General features: G+C 35.1%; 19 protein-coding genes. All 19 read left to right on the forward strand.

Translation table 11 applies throughout. The features are described from left to right. Positions 1-13: 13 nt before the first annotated feature. Positions 14-1,312 carry a flagellar hook-associated protein FlgK gene (flgK, locus tag ACXVYO_RS24515; RefSeq protein ID WP_458468725.1) on the forward strand — a complete coding sequence of 433 codons (1,299 nt, stop codon included), beginning with the start codon at positions 14-16 and terminating at the stop codon, positions 1,310-1,312. 41 nt (positions 1,313-1,353) lie between these two features. Then, entirely contained in the window at positions 1,354-2,217 is an 864-nt protein-coding gene (locus tag ACXVYO_RS24520) for a flagellar hook-associated protein 3 (protein WP_099004555.1), read from the forward strand. Positions 2,218-2,237: 20 nt separating this feature from the next. After that, positions 2,238-3,614 (forward strand): flagellar hook-associated protein 2, encoded by a 1,377-nt coding sequence (locus tag ACXVYO_RS24525; RefSeq protein ID WP_458468726.1) that lies wholly within the window; start codon positions 2,238-2,240, stop codon positions 3,612-3,614. 22 nt (positions 3,615-3,636) lie between these two features. Further along, positions 3,637-4,005, forward strand: a complete 369-nt coding sequence (locus tag ACXVYO_RS24530) for a flagellar export chaperone FliS (RefSeq protein WP_001149518.1) — start codon at positions 3,637-3,639, stop codon at positions 4,003-4,005. Beyond that, on the forward strand, positions 3,995-4,267 hold the full coding sequence (locus tag ACXVYO_RS24535; protein WP_001058080.1) for a hypothetical protein: 273 nt from the start codon (positions 3,995-3,997) through the stop codon (positions 4,265-4,267). Before ACXVYO_RS24530 ends, ACXVYO_RS24535 begins: the two co-directional genes overlap by 11 nt. Before the next feature lie 317 nt (positions 4,268-4,584). After that, positions 4,585-5,043 (forward strand): flagellar basal body rod protein FlgB, encoded by a 459-nt coding sequence (gene flgB, locus ACXVYO_RS24540; RefSeq protein ID WP_458469144.1) that lies wholly within the window; start codon positions 4,585-4,587, stop codon positions 5,041-5,043. 20 nt (positions 5,044-5,063) lie between these two features. Then, positions 5,064-5,477 carry a flagellar basal body rod protein FlgC gene (flgC, locus tag ACXVYO_RS24545; RefSeq protein WP_087958211.1) on the forward strand — a complete coding sequence of 138 codons (414 nt, stop codon included), beginning with the start codon at positions 5,064-5,066 and terminating at the stop codon, positions 5,475-5,477. Positions 5,478-5,493: 16 nt separating this feature from the next. After that, positions 5,494-5,793 carry a flagellar hook-basal body complex protein FliE gene (gene fliE / locus ACXVYO_RS24550; RefSeq protein ID WP_000701682.1) on the forward strand — a complete coding sequence of 100 codons (300 nt, stop codon included), beginning with the start codon at positions 5,494-5,496 and terminating at the stop codon, positions 5,791-5,793. A gap of 22 nt (positions 5,794-5,815) precedes the next feature. Then, positions 5,816-7,396 carry a flagellar M-ring protein FliF C-terminal domain-containing protein gene (locus ACXVYO_RS24555; RefSeq protein WP_458468727.1) on the forward strand — a complete coding sequence of 527 codons (1,581 nt, stop codon included), beginning with the start codon at positions 5,816-5,818 and terminating at the stop codon, positions 7,394-7,396. Between the two features lie 13 nt (positions 7,397-7,409). Next, complete coding sequence (locus tag ACXVYO_RS24560; RefSeq protein WP_000883360.1) at positions 7,410-8,414, forward strand: flagellar motor switch protein FliG; 1,005 nt, start codon at positions 7,410-7,412, stop codon at positions 8,412-8,414. Continuing rightward, positions 8,401-9,090 carry a FliH/SctL family protein gene (locus ACXVYO_RS24565; protein WP_458468728.1) on the forward strand — a complete coding sequence of 230 codons (690 nt, stop codon included), beginning with the start codon at positions 8,401-8,403 and terminating at the stop codon, positions 9,088-9,090. The genes ACXVYO_RS24560 and ACXVYO_RS24565 overlap by 14 nt, the downstream gene beginning before the upstream one ends. Next, on the forward strand, positions 9,087-10,391 hold the full coding sequence (fliI, locus tag ACXVYO_RS24570; protein WP_458468729.1) for a flagellar protein export ATPase FliI: 1,305 nt from the start codon (positions 9,087-9,089) through the stop codon (positions 10,389-10,391). The genes ACXVYO_RS24565 and fliI overlap by 4 nt, the downstream gene beginning before the upstream one ends. Positions 10,392-10,507: 116 nt before the next feature. Then, on the forward strand, positions 10,508-10,918 hold the full coding sequence (locus tag ACXVYO_RS24575) for a cytoplasmic protein (protein ID WP_099004560.1): 411 nt from the start codon (positions 10,508-10,510) through the stop codon (positions 10,916-10,918). A gap of 10 nt (positions 10,919-10,928) precedes the next feature. Next, complete coding sequence (locus ACXVYO_RS24580) at positions 10,929-12,044, forward strand: flagellar hook-length control protein FliK (RefSeq protein ID WP_458468730.1); 1,116 nt, start codon at positions 10,929-10,931, stop codon at positions 12,042-12,044. A gap of 3 nt (positions 12,045-12,047) precedes the next feature. Next, positions 12,048-12,620: a flagellar hook assembly protein FlgD gene (locus ACXVYO_RS24585; protein WP_001143483.1), complete on the forward strand. Its 573-nt coding sequence runs from the start codon at positions 12,048-12,050 to the stop codon at positions 12,618-12,620. A gap of 21 nt (positions 12,621-12,641) precedes the next feature. Next, entirely contained in the window at positions 12,642-13,955 is a 1,314-nt protein-coding gene (flgE, locus tag ACXVYO_RS24590) for a flagellar hook protein FlgE (RefSeq protein WP_431069840.1), read from the forward strand. Between the two features lie 49 nt (positions 13,956-14,004). Then, positions 14,005-14,343: a DUF3964 family protein gene (locus ACXVYO_RS24595; protein ID WP_458468731.1), complete on the forward strand. Its 339-nt coding sequence runs from the start codon at positions 14,005-14,007 to the stop codon at positions 14,341-14,343. Positions 14,344-14,565: 222 nt separating this feature from the next. After that, positions 14,566-15,051 carry a LysR family transcriptional regulator gene (locus ACXVYO_RS24600; protein WP_458468732.1) on the forward strand — a complete coding sequence of 162 codons (486 nt, stop codon included), beginning with the start codon at positions 14,566-14,568 and terminating at the stop codon, positions 15,049-15,051. 120 nt (positions 15,052-15,171) lie between these two features. Beyond that, a complete protein-coding gene (locus ACXVYO_RS24605) occupies positions 15,172-16,080 on the forward strand; it encodes a chemotaxis protein (RefSeq protein WP_061680553.1) in 909 nt (302 codons plus the stop codon). The last annotated feature ends 524 nt before the right edge of the window (positions 16,081-16,604 follow it).

Genomic DNA, 16,604 nt, shown 5'->3' on the forward strand with positions numbered 1-16,604 from the left:
GAAGTGAAACATTATGAGACTATCTGATTATAATACGCCGTTATCGGGTTTGTTAGCGGCACAAATGGGATTACAAACGACGAAACAAAATTTATCTAACATTCATACGCCTGGTTATGTGCGTCAAATGGTGAATTACGGATCGGCTGGAGCAAGTCATGGCTATTCACCGGAACAAAAAATAGGTTACGGTGTACAAACGCTAGGTGTTGACCGTATTACAGATGAAGTGAAGACGAAACAGTTTAACGATCAATTATCTCAACTCTCTTACTACAACTACATGAATTCGACTTTATCACGTGTAGAGTCTATGGCTGGAACGACAGGAAAGAATTCATTATCTAGTTTAATGGATGGCTTCTTCAATGCCTTTCGTGAAGTTGCAAAGAATCCAGAACAACCAAATTACTACGATACATTAATTTCTGAAACTGGGAAGTTTACAAGTCAAGTAAATCGTCTGGCGAAAAGCTTAGATACAGCAGAAGCACAAACGACAGAAGATATTGGAGCGCATGTCAATGAATTTAATCGTCTTGCTGCTAGTTTAGCGGAAGCGAATAAAAAAATTGGACAAGCAGGTACACAAGTACCAAATCAGCTTTTAGATGAACGCGATCGTATCATTACAGAAATGTCTAAGTATGCAAATATAGAAGTGTCTTATGAATCTATGAATCCTAATATCGCGAGTGTTAGAATGAATGGTGTTTTAACAGTAAATGGACAAGATACATATCCGCTTCAATTAAATAAAGAAAAAGAGCCAATGACTGCTGAAATTTACGGTTCGGAAATTCCTTTAACTAGTGGAGCAATCCAATCAGCGATCGATACGAAAGCGAAGATTGCTAGTTATAAGAAAAACCTTGAAGAATTAATGAGTTCTGTAAAGAATGAAGTGAACACAGTAATGGGGAAAGAGTTCTTCGTTGGAGATCAAGCGAAAGATATGAAATTAAACCCGGAATTTGCAAAAGATGTTTCGAAAATGAAAATATCAGCTGAAACAGCAAATAAACTAGCAGCAATTACAGATGGAGAATATAAAGAAGGTCTTTCTTATAAACAAGCATTAGACCAATTCGTAGTTGGTATTGCATCTGATAAAAGTGCAGTGAATGCATATCAAAAAATTCATGGGGATTTATTAGAGGGGATTCAGGAAGAAAAGATGGGTGTCGAAGGCGTTAATATGGAAGAGGAAATGGTTAATTTAATGGCCTTCCAAAAATATTTCGTTGCAAACTCTAAAGCAATTTCTACGATGAATGAAGTGTTTGATAGTCTATTTTCGATTATTCGATAAGTGATAGTAATTGATTGGAAATATATAAGGAGGAGATAGAAATGAGAGTATCTACATTTCAAAATGCAAGCTGGGCAAAGAATCAGTTAATGGATTTGAATGTGCAACAACAATACCACCGAAATCAAGTAACTTCAGGGAAGAAAAACCTTCTTATGAGTGAAGATCCACTTGCAGCAAGTAAATCATTTGCGATTCAACATTCATTGGCGAATATTGAACAAATGCAAAAAGATTTAGCAGATTCGAAAAATGTATTAACACAAACTGAAAATACTTTACAAGGTGTTTTTAAATCTTTAACGAGAGCAGATCAATTAACAGTTCAGGCGTTAAATGGAACGAATAGTGAAAAAGAATTGAAGGCAATCGGTGCAGAGATAGATCAAATTTTAAAACAGGTCGTATATTTAGCGAATACGAAAGAGCAAGGTCGTTATATTTTCGGTGGTGATAGTGCAGAGAAGCCACCATTTACAGAAGATGGTACGTATCAAGGTGGACAAAATGATGTGAACTGGCAACTAAATGACGGTTATGAATTAAAAGCATTTCGTAACGGCGAAGCGTTATTATCCCCTGTTATAAAAACGTTAAAACAGATGAGTGAAGCGATGCAAAGCGGTGACCAAAAAGCGTTACAGCCGTTATTAGGAGAAAATAAGAAAAACTTAGATGGCATCATTAACCGTACAACTGAAGTTGGTTCGACAATGAACACAATGGAGACATTTAAAACAATTTTAAGCGAGCAAAATTTAGCGCTTCAAGAAAACCGTAAAGAAATTGAGGATGTTGACTTAGCGGTAGCCATTTCTGATTTAGCTTATATAAACGCAACGTATGAAGCTACGTTAAAAGCTGTTAGTACGATGAGTAAAACGAGTATTTTAGACTACATGTAATCTATAAGGAGTGAGAAATTATGGCAGGAACAATGACAGGTATCGGTGGTAGACAACAAATATGGAACCTCGGAAATAATATGATCGATACTTCTAACTTCGTTGAATTAGAAATGAATGCGTTAGATATGAGAAAGACGCCTTATGCTAATGAAAAGAACCAACTTTCACAAGATAAACTATTATATACAAGTTTAAAATCAGAATTTAGCTCTTTTACGCAAACTTTTAAAAACTTAGCGGCCTTTAAAGGAAATGAGAAAAAGGTAACAACATCACAAGACGGTTATATTAATGTAAAAGCTGATGGTGGTGCGATTGCCGGCACTTTCAATATGACAATTACACAACTTGCACAGCGTCATCAAATAGCTTCTAAAGAAATTGATGTAGATGCAAAGCTTAATAGAGATGAAACATTAAAACTAGGTGGTAAAGAATTAAAAGTAACATCTGATATGACATATAAAGATTTAATTAATAAAATTAATGATGGAGATTATGGTGTATCAGCTTATACGCTTGGAAATAAAATTTTTATGACCTCAAAAAAAGAGGGAGAAGATGGAGTAATTAATTTTAAGGACAATACATCTACATTGTTTCAAGATATAGGGTTAGCTAATAAGGATGGCGTAGCGGTTAATGTAATCAATAAAGCGCAAAATGCTGAATATACGATTAATGGTATCGAAGGCAAGAGCTCTACCAATACAATTGAAACACTTCCAGGTGTGAAAATTGAATTATTGAAAGTAACTGAGCCGAAAGTAGAAGGAACACCAGATGCAGGTACAACAACAGAACCAAAAGCAAAAGGGATAGATCTAAAATTCACAGTAAGTGACTCAAACGTAACAGATGCATCAAATATTATTAAAAAGATGGTTGCAGATTATAATAAAGCTGTTTCTACAGTGGATATCTTTGCTGGAAAAGGCGGGGCGTTCCAAGGACAAGCTATTATGCAAAGTGTGCGTCAAGCTATGAACAATGTTGTAACATTTTCACAAGATGGCAATTACTTATTCTCATTTGGTATTCAATTAAAGCAAGATGGAACGATGGAAGTTAATGATGAAGCATTAACGAAAGCGTTAAAAGAAAAACCGGATGCAGCGAAGCAATTTTTCTTTAGTTCTAACGGTTTAGGAAAAATGATGGAAGAGCCACTTGATAAGTTATTTGGTGATAAAGGTGTAGTTGGAGAACGAGTAAAAAACATTGATTCACGTGTAAGTGATTTAGATAAAAAGATTAAAGATATTGAAACGCAAAACTTGCAAAAACAAGATGAAATTGTGAAGAAGTATCAAAAGCTAGAGAGTACATTAGCAGCGCTTGATAGCCAATTAAAAACAATTAAAGCAATGACAAAACAAAAAAGTGATGATTAATGAAAGGTAAGGAAGTGATCGTATGCAAGCATGGCAACGTTATATGCAAAATGATATTATGACGAGTAATCCAATTAAAAATACAATTTTTATTTATGAAAGATGTATTGTAGAGTTTCGTAATTTAGAAGAACTGTTACATACTTTTAAACTACAAGAAGGAGATGCACTTCTTGAAAAGTTAGAACGTATTTTTGAAGAATTAAAGCTTCAATTAAATCCTGAAATTACGAAAGATTTATATGATAGTTTATATGGCTTGTACGATTGGATTAGCATTCAAATTCAAACGATGAAAGTAACACGTGAAGCAAAAGACATGGATGCGATTGTGAAAGTGTTACAAGATTTAATAGATGGTTACCGCGGAGCACTTGAAAATGAACAATGATATTTATCGGACGTTTGTCGGCTGTTTTAATGAAATCGGTGAATTGCAAGTGTCAGATGGAGAGTTTGCTGAGAAGAGTGAAATGTTAAATCGCTGGATGATGACATTGGATGAAGAAACACGTGCGCAAGTTGCAGCAGAAGTAAGTCCATTCATTATTAAGGCGGCGCAGCATATTCGAGATAAGCAAAAGATTTTAGAAGAAATGATCATGACAAATGATGGGCGTATGAAAGCTAATTCATTTTACGGTAAATTTTAATGATAGAGTTTAGAAACGGATTCCCCTTTTAGGAGGGGATCCATTACTTTGTTTAAATAAAGACTTCCGCTGATTGAGGTTTCATTTTATGACTGTAATGAAAAAAAGTAGTAATCTAAATAATGTAAAAATGAACTTTAGTTTGTAGATTATATATTGAAATGTTGCATAGATTATTACGTGTATACAGTTTTTTTGTATTCTTTTTTATATTTTTGTATTTTTCTAAAGACAACAATGGAAAAATGGAATAAAATATGTAAGGGTACATGATTGTTAATATTTTAATAAACACATATAAGAAAATAAATAATGAAATGAAACTTCCATCAGTGGATCATGAAATTAGAAAAGAAAGGGTGTGGAATATGCCAGATTTAGTGAGTGATGTAGGGCATTATATGAATTATTTAGTGACGAAACGAAATACTGTTTCTAGTAATATTGCAAATGCGAATACACCCGGCTTTAAAGCACAAGATGTAACATTTGCTGAGCAAATGAATAAAAGTAGTGCATTATATAAGAACAATGCTGCGGACTTAAAGAGTAATCCGGATTTATATCAAACGAATGAAATGCACTTACCGACAATAAATACGAAAAATACATATGCAAAGATTCAAACAAAATCAATGCAAACGAATAAAGATGGGAATAGTGTGGATGTAACGACAGAAATGCTAGATTTAATGAAAGCAAATCAGTTATACGGTATTTCAATTAACGCGATTAATACACAATATGCAATTAACCAAGCGGCACGCGGACGTTAAAAGTAGAAGGAGAGACAACGATGTTTCAGGCAATTAATGCAAGTGGCTCAGGGCTAACGACAGCGAGAAAGTGGATGGAAGTTACTTCTAACAATATTGTAAATGCAAATACAACGGCTGCTCCGGGGGCGAATTTATATGAGCGTCGTAGTGTAGTGCTAGAATCAAACAATAGTTTTGCAAATATGTTAGATGGGTCTCCTACTAATGGGGTAAAAATAAAAAGTATTGAAGCAGATCAAACTGAAAACTTAGTGTATGATCCAACACATCCGCATGCAAATGAAGAAGGATATGTACGTTATCCAAATATTGATGTGACTGCTGAAATGACGAATGTAATGGTTGCCCAAAAAATGTACGAAGCAAATACAAGTGTATTAAATGCGAATAAAAAAATGCTTGATAAAGATTTAGAAATTGGCCGAGGATAAGGGGGAATATAGTGATATGAAAATCCAACCAATGTTAAATACGCAACCATTTGGAGCAATTCAGTCAATTGGTGCACCGAAAACTTCTCAAACATCAGTAGTTGAGGGGAAAAAGTTTATCGATTTATTGGAAGATATGAATCAAACACAAAACAATGCGCAAACAGCGGTATATGATTTACTAACTAAAGGGGTAGGAGAAACGCATGACGTTTTAATTCAGCAGAAGAAGGCTGAGTCTCAAATGAAAACGGCTGCTCTCGTACGTGATAATCTTATTGAAAATTATAAGTCACTAATTAATATGCAAATTTAGGAAAGTGGACGGGTGTGTTTAAATGGAAAAGATGAAAAATGTTATCCAATCGTTAAAAACGTGGCATAAGTTAGTAATCGGTGCTGCGCTTTTAGCGATTGTAACAGGAGCACTTTTATACTTCACCTTGCCAGATAAATATGTTGTTGTATATCAAAATTTAAATGATGCAGATAAGCAAGAGATTACAGCAGAATTATCAAAGTTAGGTGTCGATTATCAGTTAGCGGCCGATGGATCGATTCGTGTGCAAAAAAATGATGCTCCATGGGTTCGAAAAGAAATGAATGGGATGGGCTTACCGTTTAATTCTAAAAGCGGTGAGGAAATTTTATTAGAAAGCTCGCTCGGTTCAAGTGAGCAAGATAAAAAAATGAAGCAAATTGTCGGTACGAAAAAGCAATTGGAGCAAGATATCGTAAGAAACTTTGCGACAGTTGAAACGGCGAATGTTCAAATTACATTACCTGAAAAAGAGACAATTTTTGATGAAGAAAAAGCAAAAGGGACAGCGGCGATTACGGTTGGTGTGAAGCGTGGCCAATTATTAACGGCAGATCAAGTTGCGGGTATACAGCAAATGATTAGTGCAGCAGTTCCTGGCGTGAAAGCAGAAGAAGTAAGTGTGATTGATAGTAAAAAAGGTGTCATCTCAAAAGGGGCAGATGAAGCGCATTCTACTAGTTCCTCTTCTTATGAAAAAGAAGTAGAGATGCAACAACAAATTGAAGGTAAATTAAAGCAAGATATTGATGCAACATTAATGACGATGTTTAAACCGAATGAATATAAAGTGAATACGAAAGTGTCTGTAAACTATGATGAAGTTACTCGCCAGTCAGAAAAATATGGTGATAAAGGTGTACTTCGTAGTAAACAAGAGCAAGAAGAAAGCTCTACTGCACAAGAAGGAGCAGAGACGAAACAAGGCGCTGGTATTACAGCAAACGGCGAAGTACCAAACTACGGTACGAACAATAATCAAAATGGTAAAATCGTCTATGATAATAAAAATGGTAACAAAATTGAAAACTATGAAATAGATAAAACAGTTGAAACAATTAAGAAACACCCAGAATTAACGAAAACAAATGTTGTAGTATGGGTAGACAACGATACGTTAGTAAAACGAAAAATAGATATGACTACTTTCAAAGAAGCAATCGGCACAGCTGCTGGGCTTCAAGCTGATCCGAATGGAAACTTTACAAACGGTCAAGTTAACGTTGTAACTGTTCAGTTTGATCAGCCGAAAGAAGAGAAGAAGAAAGAACCAGAAGAAAGCGGCATAAACTGGTGGTTATTCGGTGGAATTCCAGCTGGTTTATTAGCGATTGGTGGTCTAGTATGGTTCTTCTTAGCAAGACGTAAGAGAAAGAAAGAAGAAGAAGAAGAGGAATATGAAGAATACTTAGCAGAAGAGGAAATTGCTGCAAGTAGTGAAAGTATTATGGAAATTCCTGAAGAAAAAATAGTACCAGAACCAAAACCTGAACCAGAAGAACCGAAAGAACCGACATTAGATGAACAAGTGCAGGATGCTACGAAAGAACATGTAGAAGGAACTGCAAAAGTAATTAAAAAATGGTTAAATGGACAGTAAGGGAGGAACAACGATGTTAGATGAAATCTCCTCCAAAGAAAAAGCTGCCATCCTTATTCGTACATTAGAAGAAGGGGTGGCAGCAAAAGTCATTGAATATATGACCGCTGAGGAAAAAGAAGTATTACTTCGTGAAATTGCGAAGTTTCGTGTATATAAACCGGAAACGTTAGAAAATGTACTAGGGGAGTTCTTGTATGAACTTAATGTAAAAGAATTAAACCTAGTGACTCCGGATAAAGAATATATTCGTCGCATATTTAAAAATATGCCAGAAGACGAACTAGAAAAATTATTAGAAGATCTTTGGTATAACAAAGATAATCCGTTTGAATTCTTAAATTCACTTGCGGATTTAGAACCACTTCTCACTGTACTTAATGATGAATCGCCACAAACGATTGCGATTATCGCTTCTTATATTAAACCGCAGCTTGCTTCTCAATTAATTGAGAGATTACCAGATCATAAGCGAGTAGAAACGGTAATGGGGATTGCGAAGCTAGAGCAAGTAGATGGTGAATTAATAAATCAAATTGGGGATTTATTAAAATCAAAATTAAATAATATGGCGTTTAATGCAATTAATAAAACAGATGGCTTGAAAACAATAGTAAACATTTTAAATAACGTTTCACGAGGTGTTGAAAAAACAGTCTTTCAAAAGCTGGATGAAATGGATTATGAGTTATCTGAGAAAATTAAAGAAAACATGTTTGTATTTGAAGACTTACTCGGACTTGAAGATCTTGCACTTCGTCGTGTGTTAGAGGAAATTACAGATAATGGTGTTATTGCGAAAGCACTTAAAATTGCAAAAGAAGAGATTAAAGAGAAATTATTTACATGTATGTCTTCAAACCGTAAAGAGATGATTCTAGAAGAATTAGATGGCTTAGGACCGCTTAAGATGACGGATGCTGAAAAGGCACAGCAAACGATTACGGGTACAGTGAAAAAGCTAGAGAAGGAAGGAAGAATTATCGTTCAAAGAGGTGAAGATGATGTCCTTATTTAAAAACAGAATTCCGAAGAATTCTGTTTCTTTTTCTGAAGAAACGTATGAATTACAATACCCAAAGCCAGCCGCAGTTCATATAGAAGAGGAAGAATTACAAGTTGATCATGCAGAACTTCGCGCGCAGCAAGAATCGTTACATATGGAAATGAATCAGCTAAGGCAAGAGCAGAAAATGCTAGAACGAGAGCGTCAACAGCTATTGCAAGATAAAGAAGAATTTCAAATGCATATTCATGAACAAATGGAGCAGATGGAAGCAGCACGTATGCAGTTTCAAAAAGAACAACAAGAAACAGCATATGAATGGACAGAGTTATTATGGGATCAATCTTTTCATCTAGCAGAAAAAATCGTGAATCAAGCGGTAGATTCACGATCGCTTGATGTGTTACCCATTTTAACTGGTATCGTTCAAACGTTGCCTACTTCGTTTGAAAAATTAGTCATTACAGTACATCCAGAAACGTTTGAACGCATTCAAGAAGAAAAGGAAAATACGAAAGAATATTGGCTACTACAATTAGTAGAATGGAAATATGATTTCTCCTTACAGTACGGTGAATTTGTACTTGAAGAAGAGAAAGAGTTCTTTGAATTTAAATTTGCACCTATATTTGCGAAACTTCGCCAGAAATGGGAAGAAGAGAAGTTATTTGAGGAGCAAAATGTATGACTCGACTATTAATGAATGAAAACCAAAAATGGAATACGTTTATTGAAACGCCGTTTTATACGAAAGTCGGTAAAGTTCATAGTGTACAAGAACAATTTTTCGTAGCGAAAGGGCCAAAGGCGAAAATCGGTGATGTTTGTCTCGTTGGAGAACATAGCGTCTTATGTGAAGTAATTGCAATTGAAAAAGAGAACAACATGTTACTTCCATTTGAACAAACAGAAAAAGTATGTTACGGAGATTCAGTTACACTAATTGCAGAAGATGTTGTTATACCTCGTGGCAATCATTTACTCGGAAAAGTGTTAAGTGCAAATGGCGAAGTACTAAATGAGGATGCAGAGAATATTCCATTACAAAAAATAAAACTAGATGCCCCGCCTATTCATGCATTTGAACGTGAAGAAATTACCGATGTATTTGAAACGGGAATCAAATCAATTGATTCCATGCTAACAATTGGCATCGGTCAAAAGATTGGTATTTTCGCTGGGTCTGGTGTTGGTAAATCTACTTTACTCGGAATGATTGCGAAAAACGCAAAAGCTGACATTAATGTTATTAGTTTAGTAGGAGAACGTGGCCGAGAAGTAAAAGACTTTATTCGAAAAGAATTAGGTGAAGAAGGAATGCGAAAAAGCGTCGTTGTTGTAGCGACGTCAGATGAAAGTCACCTAATGCAACTTCGTGCAGCGAAGCTTGCGACATCTATTGCTGAATATTTCCGTGATCAAGGTAATAACGTACTACTTATGATGGACTCTGTTACTCGTTTTGCTGATGCGCGTAGAAGTGTTGATATTGCTGTGAAAGAGTTGCCAATCGGTGGTAAAACACTCTTAATGGAAAGTTATATGAAGAAGCTGTTAGAGCGCTCTGGGAAAACACAAAAGGGATCTATAACAGGTATTTATACCGTACTCGTTGATGGAGACGATTTAAACGGTCCTGTACCAGATTTAGCTCGTGGTATTTTAGATGGGCATATTGTATTAAAACGTGAACTTGCAACGCTCAGTCATTACCCTGCCATTTCAGTGTTAGATTCAGTAAGTAGGATTATGGAAGAAATCGTGTCATCTAACCATTGGCAACTTGCAAATGAAATGAGAAAAATCTTATCTGTTTATAAAGAAAATGAATTGTATTTTAAATTAGGGACGATTCAAGAAAATGCAGAAAATGCTTATATTTTTGAATGTAAAAACAAAGTAGAAGGTATAAATACGTTTTTAAAACAAGGTCGATCTGATAGTTTCCAATTTGATGATATTGTTGAAGCGATGCACCATACAGTATAAGACCTCTGCCCAAGAGGTCTTATTTTTTTGTTTTTTAATATTTCACAGATTTTTTTGGAAAAAAACTATATAATAGAAAAAGAGAGCGTTATAATAGGAAGGGGCTATAAAAACAGGTGAATAAGCAGCAGTACGACACGATAAAATTGCAAATAAATCAAGAAAAAGAACAGATTTTGAAAGAAGTGTATGAATTAACAGCTGAAAAAAGAAAAATAGAACAAAAAAAAGAATATGATTTATATGTAGTAAAATCGCGTAGTAAAGTCGTACAAACTGGGCAACGTATAATGGCTGGTATGCTTTCCTCACATACGTTTTCACCTGAAAGAATAGAAGAATGGAATCGGAAAATTAAAAAAACGGAAGATTTTATTCAAAAAAATGAAAGCCTTTTAGAACAAGTAAAAGAAAAAGAACGTGTCATTGATGAGATGTATCAAGAAGATTGTAAAAAGCTTGCGAAAGTAAGAGAAAAGCAGGAAGAAAAAATGCTTCTTGATTTGAAAATGTGTATGAATGGATGAGGTGAATATAGTGATACAGTCTGTATTACCGGTGCAACAAAGTTTACCTCCGCAAAAAGAAAAAGGGCTAGAAGTACAATCAAAAAGTGAAGATTCTTCATTCGATCGTACGATGAGAATGGAAAATAAAAAGCAGCCGAAAACGGAGAAAATGAAACGAGAAGAAGCGCCAAAAGAAGAAAAAAAAGAATATATTCTTTCTAAACAATCAGCAACGAAAGAAGAACCAATTGTAAAGAAAGAAGAAAAAAAAGAGACAGAACAGTTGTTATTAGCTGTATCTGAGCAAATGGTTGCAATTGAGCAATTACGTGTGCAGCCAGAATTGTTATATCAATACATACAAAAAATACAAGAGCTGTATAAAGAATATGGAAATATAAAACTTAACGAATTACCCGCAGCAGAATTACAGCAGTTACAAGAGCTCCTTTCAAATATAAATATCAAAAATGCTATATGTTTAGAAGATACAATGCAAATGGCATTAGACAAAATAAAGATGCCAGAGCAAACGATGCAAGTATTGAAAGTTGTAGAAACAGAAACTTGTAATATCGCAAAAAAACAAGAAGATTCCAAAGACTTAGATGTAGATCTTCCAAAAGCTGAGGGCGATGATGTAAAGATAGAGTTGCCGGAAGGTGATGTGTTAAAGGATTCTAGTTCAACGGGTGCGGAGTTACTAAATAAAGCAACGGGTACGGATCAAATAGGAAAATCAAATAGTGGCGCTGAGAAAGTTACATTACCTGACTTAGGAAAGAAAATGGAAGCGCAAGTAGAAGCGTTGCAAAAATTTGTAGTGAAACAAGAGCGTGTATTATTTCAGTTAAATCCAGAAAAACTTGGTACATTAACGGTGTTTATGAAAAAACATGGAGATCAAATTGATGTTCACGTAGAAATGGAAAAACATGATGCGAAAAAACGTGTTGAAATCATTTTTGATGAATTGAAACTGAAGTTAAAAGAAAAAGAAATAAATATTCAAATTAGCTATTCAGATAAAGATGAAAATCGAAAAGAACAGCGAGAACAAGAGCAAAGACAAAAACAAAAACTAGCAAGTACGAAACATGAAAAACAACATTCAAAAGAATTTGCGGGATTATTGGAGGAATAAAGTGTGCCAACAGTTGGATTAAATACAACGAGTACAAATCATATTCCGTTACAAGCAGGAGCACAAACAAAAAACGCATCTGTTACTGGTGCACAGTCGACAGCTCAACAAGCAAACGGAGTATCAGCAAGTACTCAAAAAACACCCGGTATTATGGATAAAGATGATTTCCTGAAACTTTTCTTAGCAAGCTTTCAACATCAAGACCCGTTTAATGCGATGGATATGAACCAAATGATGAACCAAACAGCACAGCTATCGCTTATGGAGCAAGTACAGAATATGACGAAAGCAGTAGATAAACTGCAATCAACGATGTATTCGACGGCTCTTGATGGAGGGATGAAGTTTTTAGGAAAGTACGTTAGAGGTGTAAGCAATAATGGAAAGCAAGTGACTGGTCAAGTGGAAACAGTTCGACTTGCTGAAAATAACGATGTGCAACTTATTGTTGATAATCAAGTTGTCTCACTTCGTTTCATAGAGAGGGTTTCTGATAAACCGATAACAGAAACTAATCCGGAAGATGAGAAGAAAGATGATATAGAAAAAAATGAAGAGGTTAAGCAAGATTAATAAAAGGAGTGTACAAAGGTTATGATTAAAGCGTTATATACAAGTATTACAGGGATGAATGCAGCACAAAATGCATTAAGTGTTACTTCAAATAATATTGCAAATGCACAAACAGTTGGATATAAAAAGCAAAAAGCTATTTTTGATGATTTACTATATAATAATACGGTTGGTTCACGTGGTGATGGTGCTTATGCTGGCACGAATCCAAAGAGTATTGGTAACGGTGTAAAATTCAGTGGGACATCTACAGATTTTAGTGATGGTTCTATTACTTTAACTAGTGATAAGATGGAGACAGCGATAGAAGGAAACGGTTTGTTTTTAGTTGGTGATCGTAACGGTGGAAATGTAGAGTATACGAGAAAAGGGTCTTTTGGTGTATCGAAAGATAGCTATGTTACAAATACAGGTGGACAGTATGTACTAGGTTATGGTGTAAAAACAGGAACACAAGAAGTAGATTTTTCTTCACGACCAAGCCCAATTCATATTCCAATGGGATCAGCTGTTGGTGGGATTCAAACAGATAAAGCGACAATAAGTGGAAACCTTCCTAGGAACCAAAATGCATTATCTCACGAATTCACAGTTTTTGATGCAGAAGGGAACTCGTTAACGTTACGTGTAAATATTAAGCAAAAGACTGAATCGGAGACTGTAGATGGTAAAGTAGTTGAAAAGCCGAAGGCAGGTGAATATACATATTCAGTTTCTGTAAGAAATGATTCTAAAAACGACAAAGAATTTAAGCCTATTGAAGGCATGCCGGAGAATAAACCTCTTATATTTGATACATTAGGGAATTTAAAGCAAACAGATGAACCTGTACAAAAAGATCCAGTAACTGGTGAAATTACTAAAGGTGGAACGATTGATATTCCTTTTGGAAAGGGATTGAAACTGGATTTAAGTGGTCTAACAAATTATCCGACAGGGAAAACTATTTCTACAACAGAAGTAACGGGGCGTCCAGCTGCAATTGCAAATGACTATTCTATTTCTGATGGTGGTTTCGTTATGATGAAATATTCGGATGGTAGTATGAAAGTTGTAGGACAACTAGCTGTAGCTACATTCCCGAATTCAGGTGGATTAATGAAAACTGGGAATGGAAATTACGTTGCAACACCATCAGCGGGTATTCCAGGGGTAGGTGTTGCTGGTGAGAATGGTGCAGGTAATGTACGAGGATCAGCAAAAGAAAGTTCAAACGTAGATTTATCTGTAGAATTCGTTGACTTAATGCTTTATCAACGCGGATTCCAAGGAAATGCGAAAGTAATTAAAGTGTCAGATGAAGTATTAAATGAAGTTGTAAACTTAATTCGATAATATATCATAAAGAAAAATTGTAATGTAGTAGAAAGGGTTTTTTATTCGTATGACGACAAGACAAGAGCGAATTTTACAATTGCCTTTTTTCGAAAATAAACGTGAACTTGCCGAGCAAGTGTTAAACATGGAACGAGAAGAGCATATATATTTACCTGATCAATTTGAAATTCAGCAAGTACCTCCATATTCATTTGGTGAAAAGCAATCGATTATTGGCCGTATTCATGAGTTTTATTTCGTAAGTATTGGTAGCGAAGGAGAATGGAAGTATCAACTGTTTAAGGACGAGATGAAGTGCCGTGAGTTTTTTATTACACTATCAGGGATAACGGATCAGCAGATTGCATTTTGGTTCAATAACATCGAGTTGTTGAAAAGCTCTTAAAAAGCTTTTAAAAGCCCCTTTTTAGGTTTTGAGAGAGGACACCTGGCGGTTGCTTATGTGGGTGCTCGACTGTTGTTTAAGACCAGAGATATGGGGATTTACTAGGTTAGTTTAAGATTTAAGCGAAGTGTAGTATGAATAATACCTGTGGTCTTAGCGTGTTAGATGGACTAATAAGTTTATTTGTGAAGATAGATTTCTATAAAAGGAGAGGTGAGGAGGATGGCGCAGAATAAGTATCGCGTTACATTCATTTCGCCGAGTGAGGTTGAGCAGCGGACTGTAATGGCGGCGAGTAGTTTGCCAGATTTAATTCGTAAAGTAGAGAGTATTATTGCAGATCCGAACGGTTACTTTGTAAATGATAAAAAAAATAATTGCTATTTTAAAGTGATTAAAGAAAATGTTACGTTCATTCAATATGAGTTACTATTTTCGGATAAGGAAATTCATATTGAAAAATTAAAACATATAGCACCAGCTATATTGAAACAATTATTTAAAAAACTAAATGATCCAGAATTATATGCGCTTGCGCTACTTGATGTTGATATAGCGACGAAAGAATATGTGCTAGAAGAAATGGATTCGGTGCTAAGAATACGAGTAGAAACGGAGCTTGCAAAAAAGTGGGAAGCAATGCCGACAGAAATTGTAGGAGCACAAGAAGTGTTATTAGAGGCACTTGCTTCGTTTATACACGATTAAGCGTCTTTTAAAATAAATCGTTCGACTATCTATATTTTGTATATAGGTAGTTGACTTTTTCTCTTTTATAAAGCTTAATAATTAGATATACGGAATTAATGGAAGGGGAGCGACACCTTTATGTCACAAGCACAAAGTATTTTATTAGAAAGCGGAACAAATGAATTAGAGATTGTTACATATACTGTTGGTGAAAACCTATTTAGTATTAATGTAATGAAAGTACGTGAAATCATTAATCCATTCCCTGTTACAACTGTGCCAGAATCTCATCATGCAGTTGAAGGTGTTGTTCAAGTACGTGGTGAAATTTTACCTGTTATTAATTTAGCAACGGCTCTTAATTTAAAATCGACAAAGCCACTTGATCAAACGAAATTTATTATTTCAGAGTTAAATCAAATGAAAGTTATTTTCCGTGTTGATGAAGTGCATCGTATTCAACGTATTTCGTGGGAACAAATTGATGAACCAGCTTCATTATCTATGGGACTAGAAGAAACGACATCTGGTATTGTAAAACTAGATGGAAAAATCATCTTACTATTAGATTACGAGAAAATTGTATGTGAAATTAGCGGAACTGGTTATGATAATAAATCCCTTTCAAAATTAGAACAAAAAACAGATCGAGCTGAAAAAGTGATTTATATTGCGGAAGATTCAGCGATGCTTCGCCAAATATTAGAAGAAACATTATCATCAGCTGGATATACGAAAATGAATTTCTTCAGTAATGGTGCAGAAGCATTAGCACAAATTGAAAAATTAGCGAAAGAGCAAGGCGAAAAAATGTTTGAACATATTCACTTGCTAATTACGGATATTGAAATGCCGAAAATGGATGGACACCATTTAACGAAAGTAATTAAAGATGGTGAAATAATGAATCGTTTACCAGTCGTTATTTTCTCTTCACTAATTACAAATGAATTATTCCATAAAGGCGAAGCTGTGGGGGCGAATGCTCAAGTAAGTAAGCCAGATATTCAAGAGTTAATTGGTTTAGTTGATAAGTTAGTGTTGTAAAAGAGTTTGGAAAAGCGCTTTTTTTAGCTGGAATAGAGGAGCTAGCCATGCGTGGTGGCGGTTAGTGCCTAATAGAGCCCCATGCCATGTTAAGACCAGAGGTATGGAGCTGGTTTTAGGTGAAGTGGACAAGAGAGTGGCCAGGATAGTTTTAGTAGAGTTAGAGTATAACTCTACTCTGTTTATAGGAATAGAGGAACTAGCCATGTGTGGTGCGGTCAGTGCTTAATAGAGCCCCATGCGATGTGAGACTTGAGATATGGAGTAGTTTTAGGTAAGTGGAAGAAGTGAGACTTTGATTGAGGATTTGCAGACACTATTTACAACTCTATTCTTCTAGTGGAGAGAAGGGAACTAGCCATGTGTAGAATTGGTTAGTTCCTTTTTAGTATTCTATATTCTGTATAGGCGGAAAGATGGAATGTTTTGGAGTGTTTGTAGTTGTAAGTATCAAAAATCTTCATTTGAAGATTTTTGATTTGAAAATATAAAAATGTATCTTTGGATAATTTTAGTAATATTTC

This window comes from Bacillus sp. BC08, assembly GCF_054326875.1.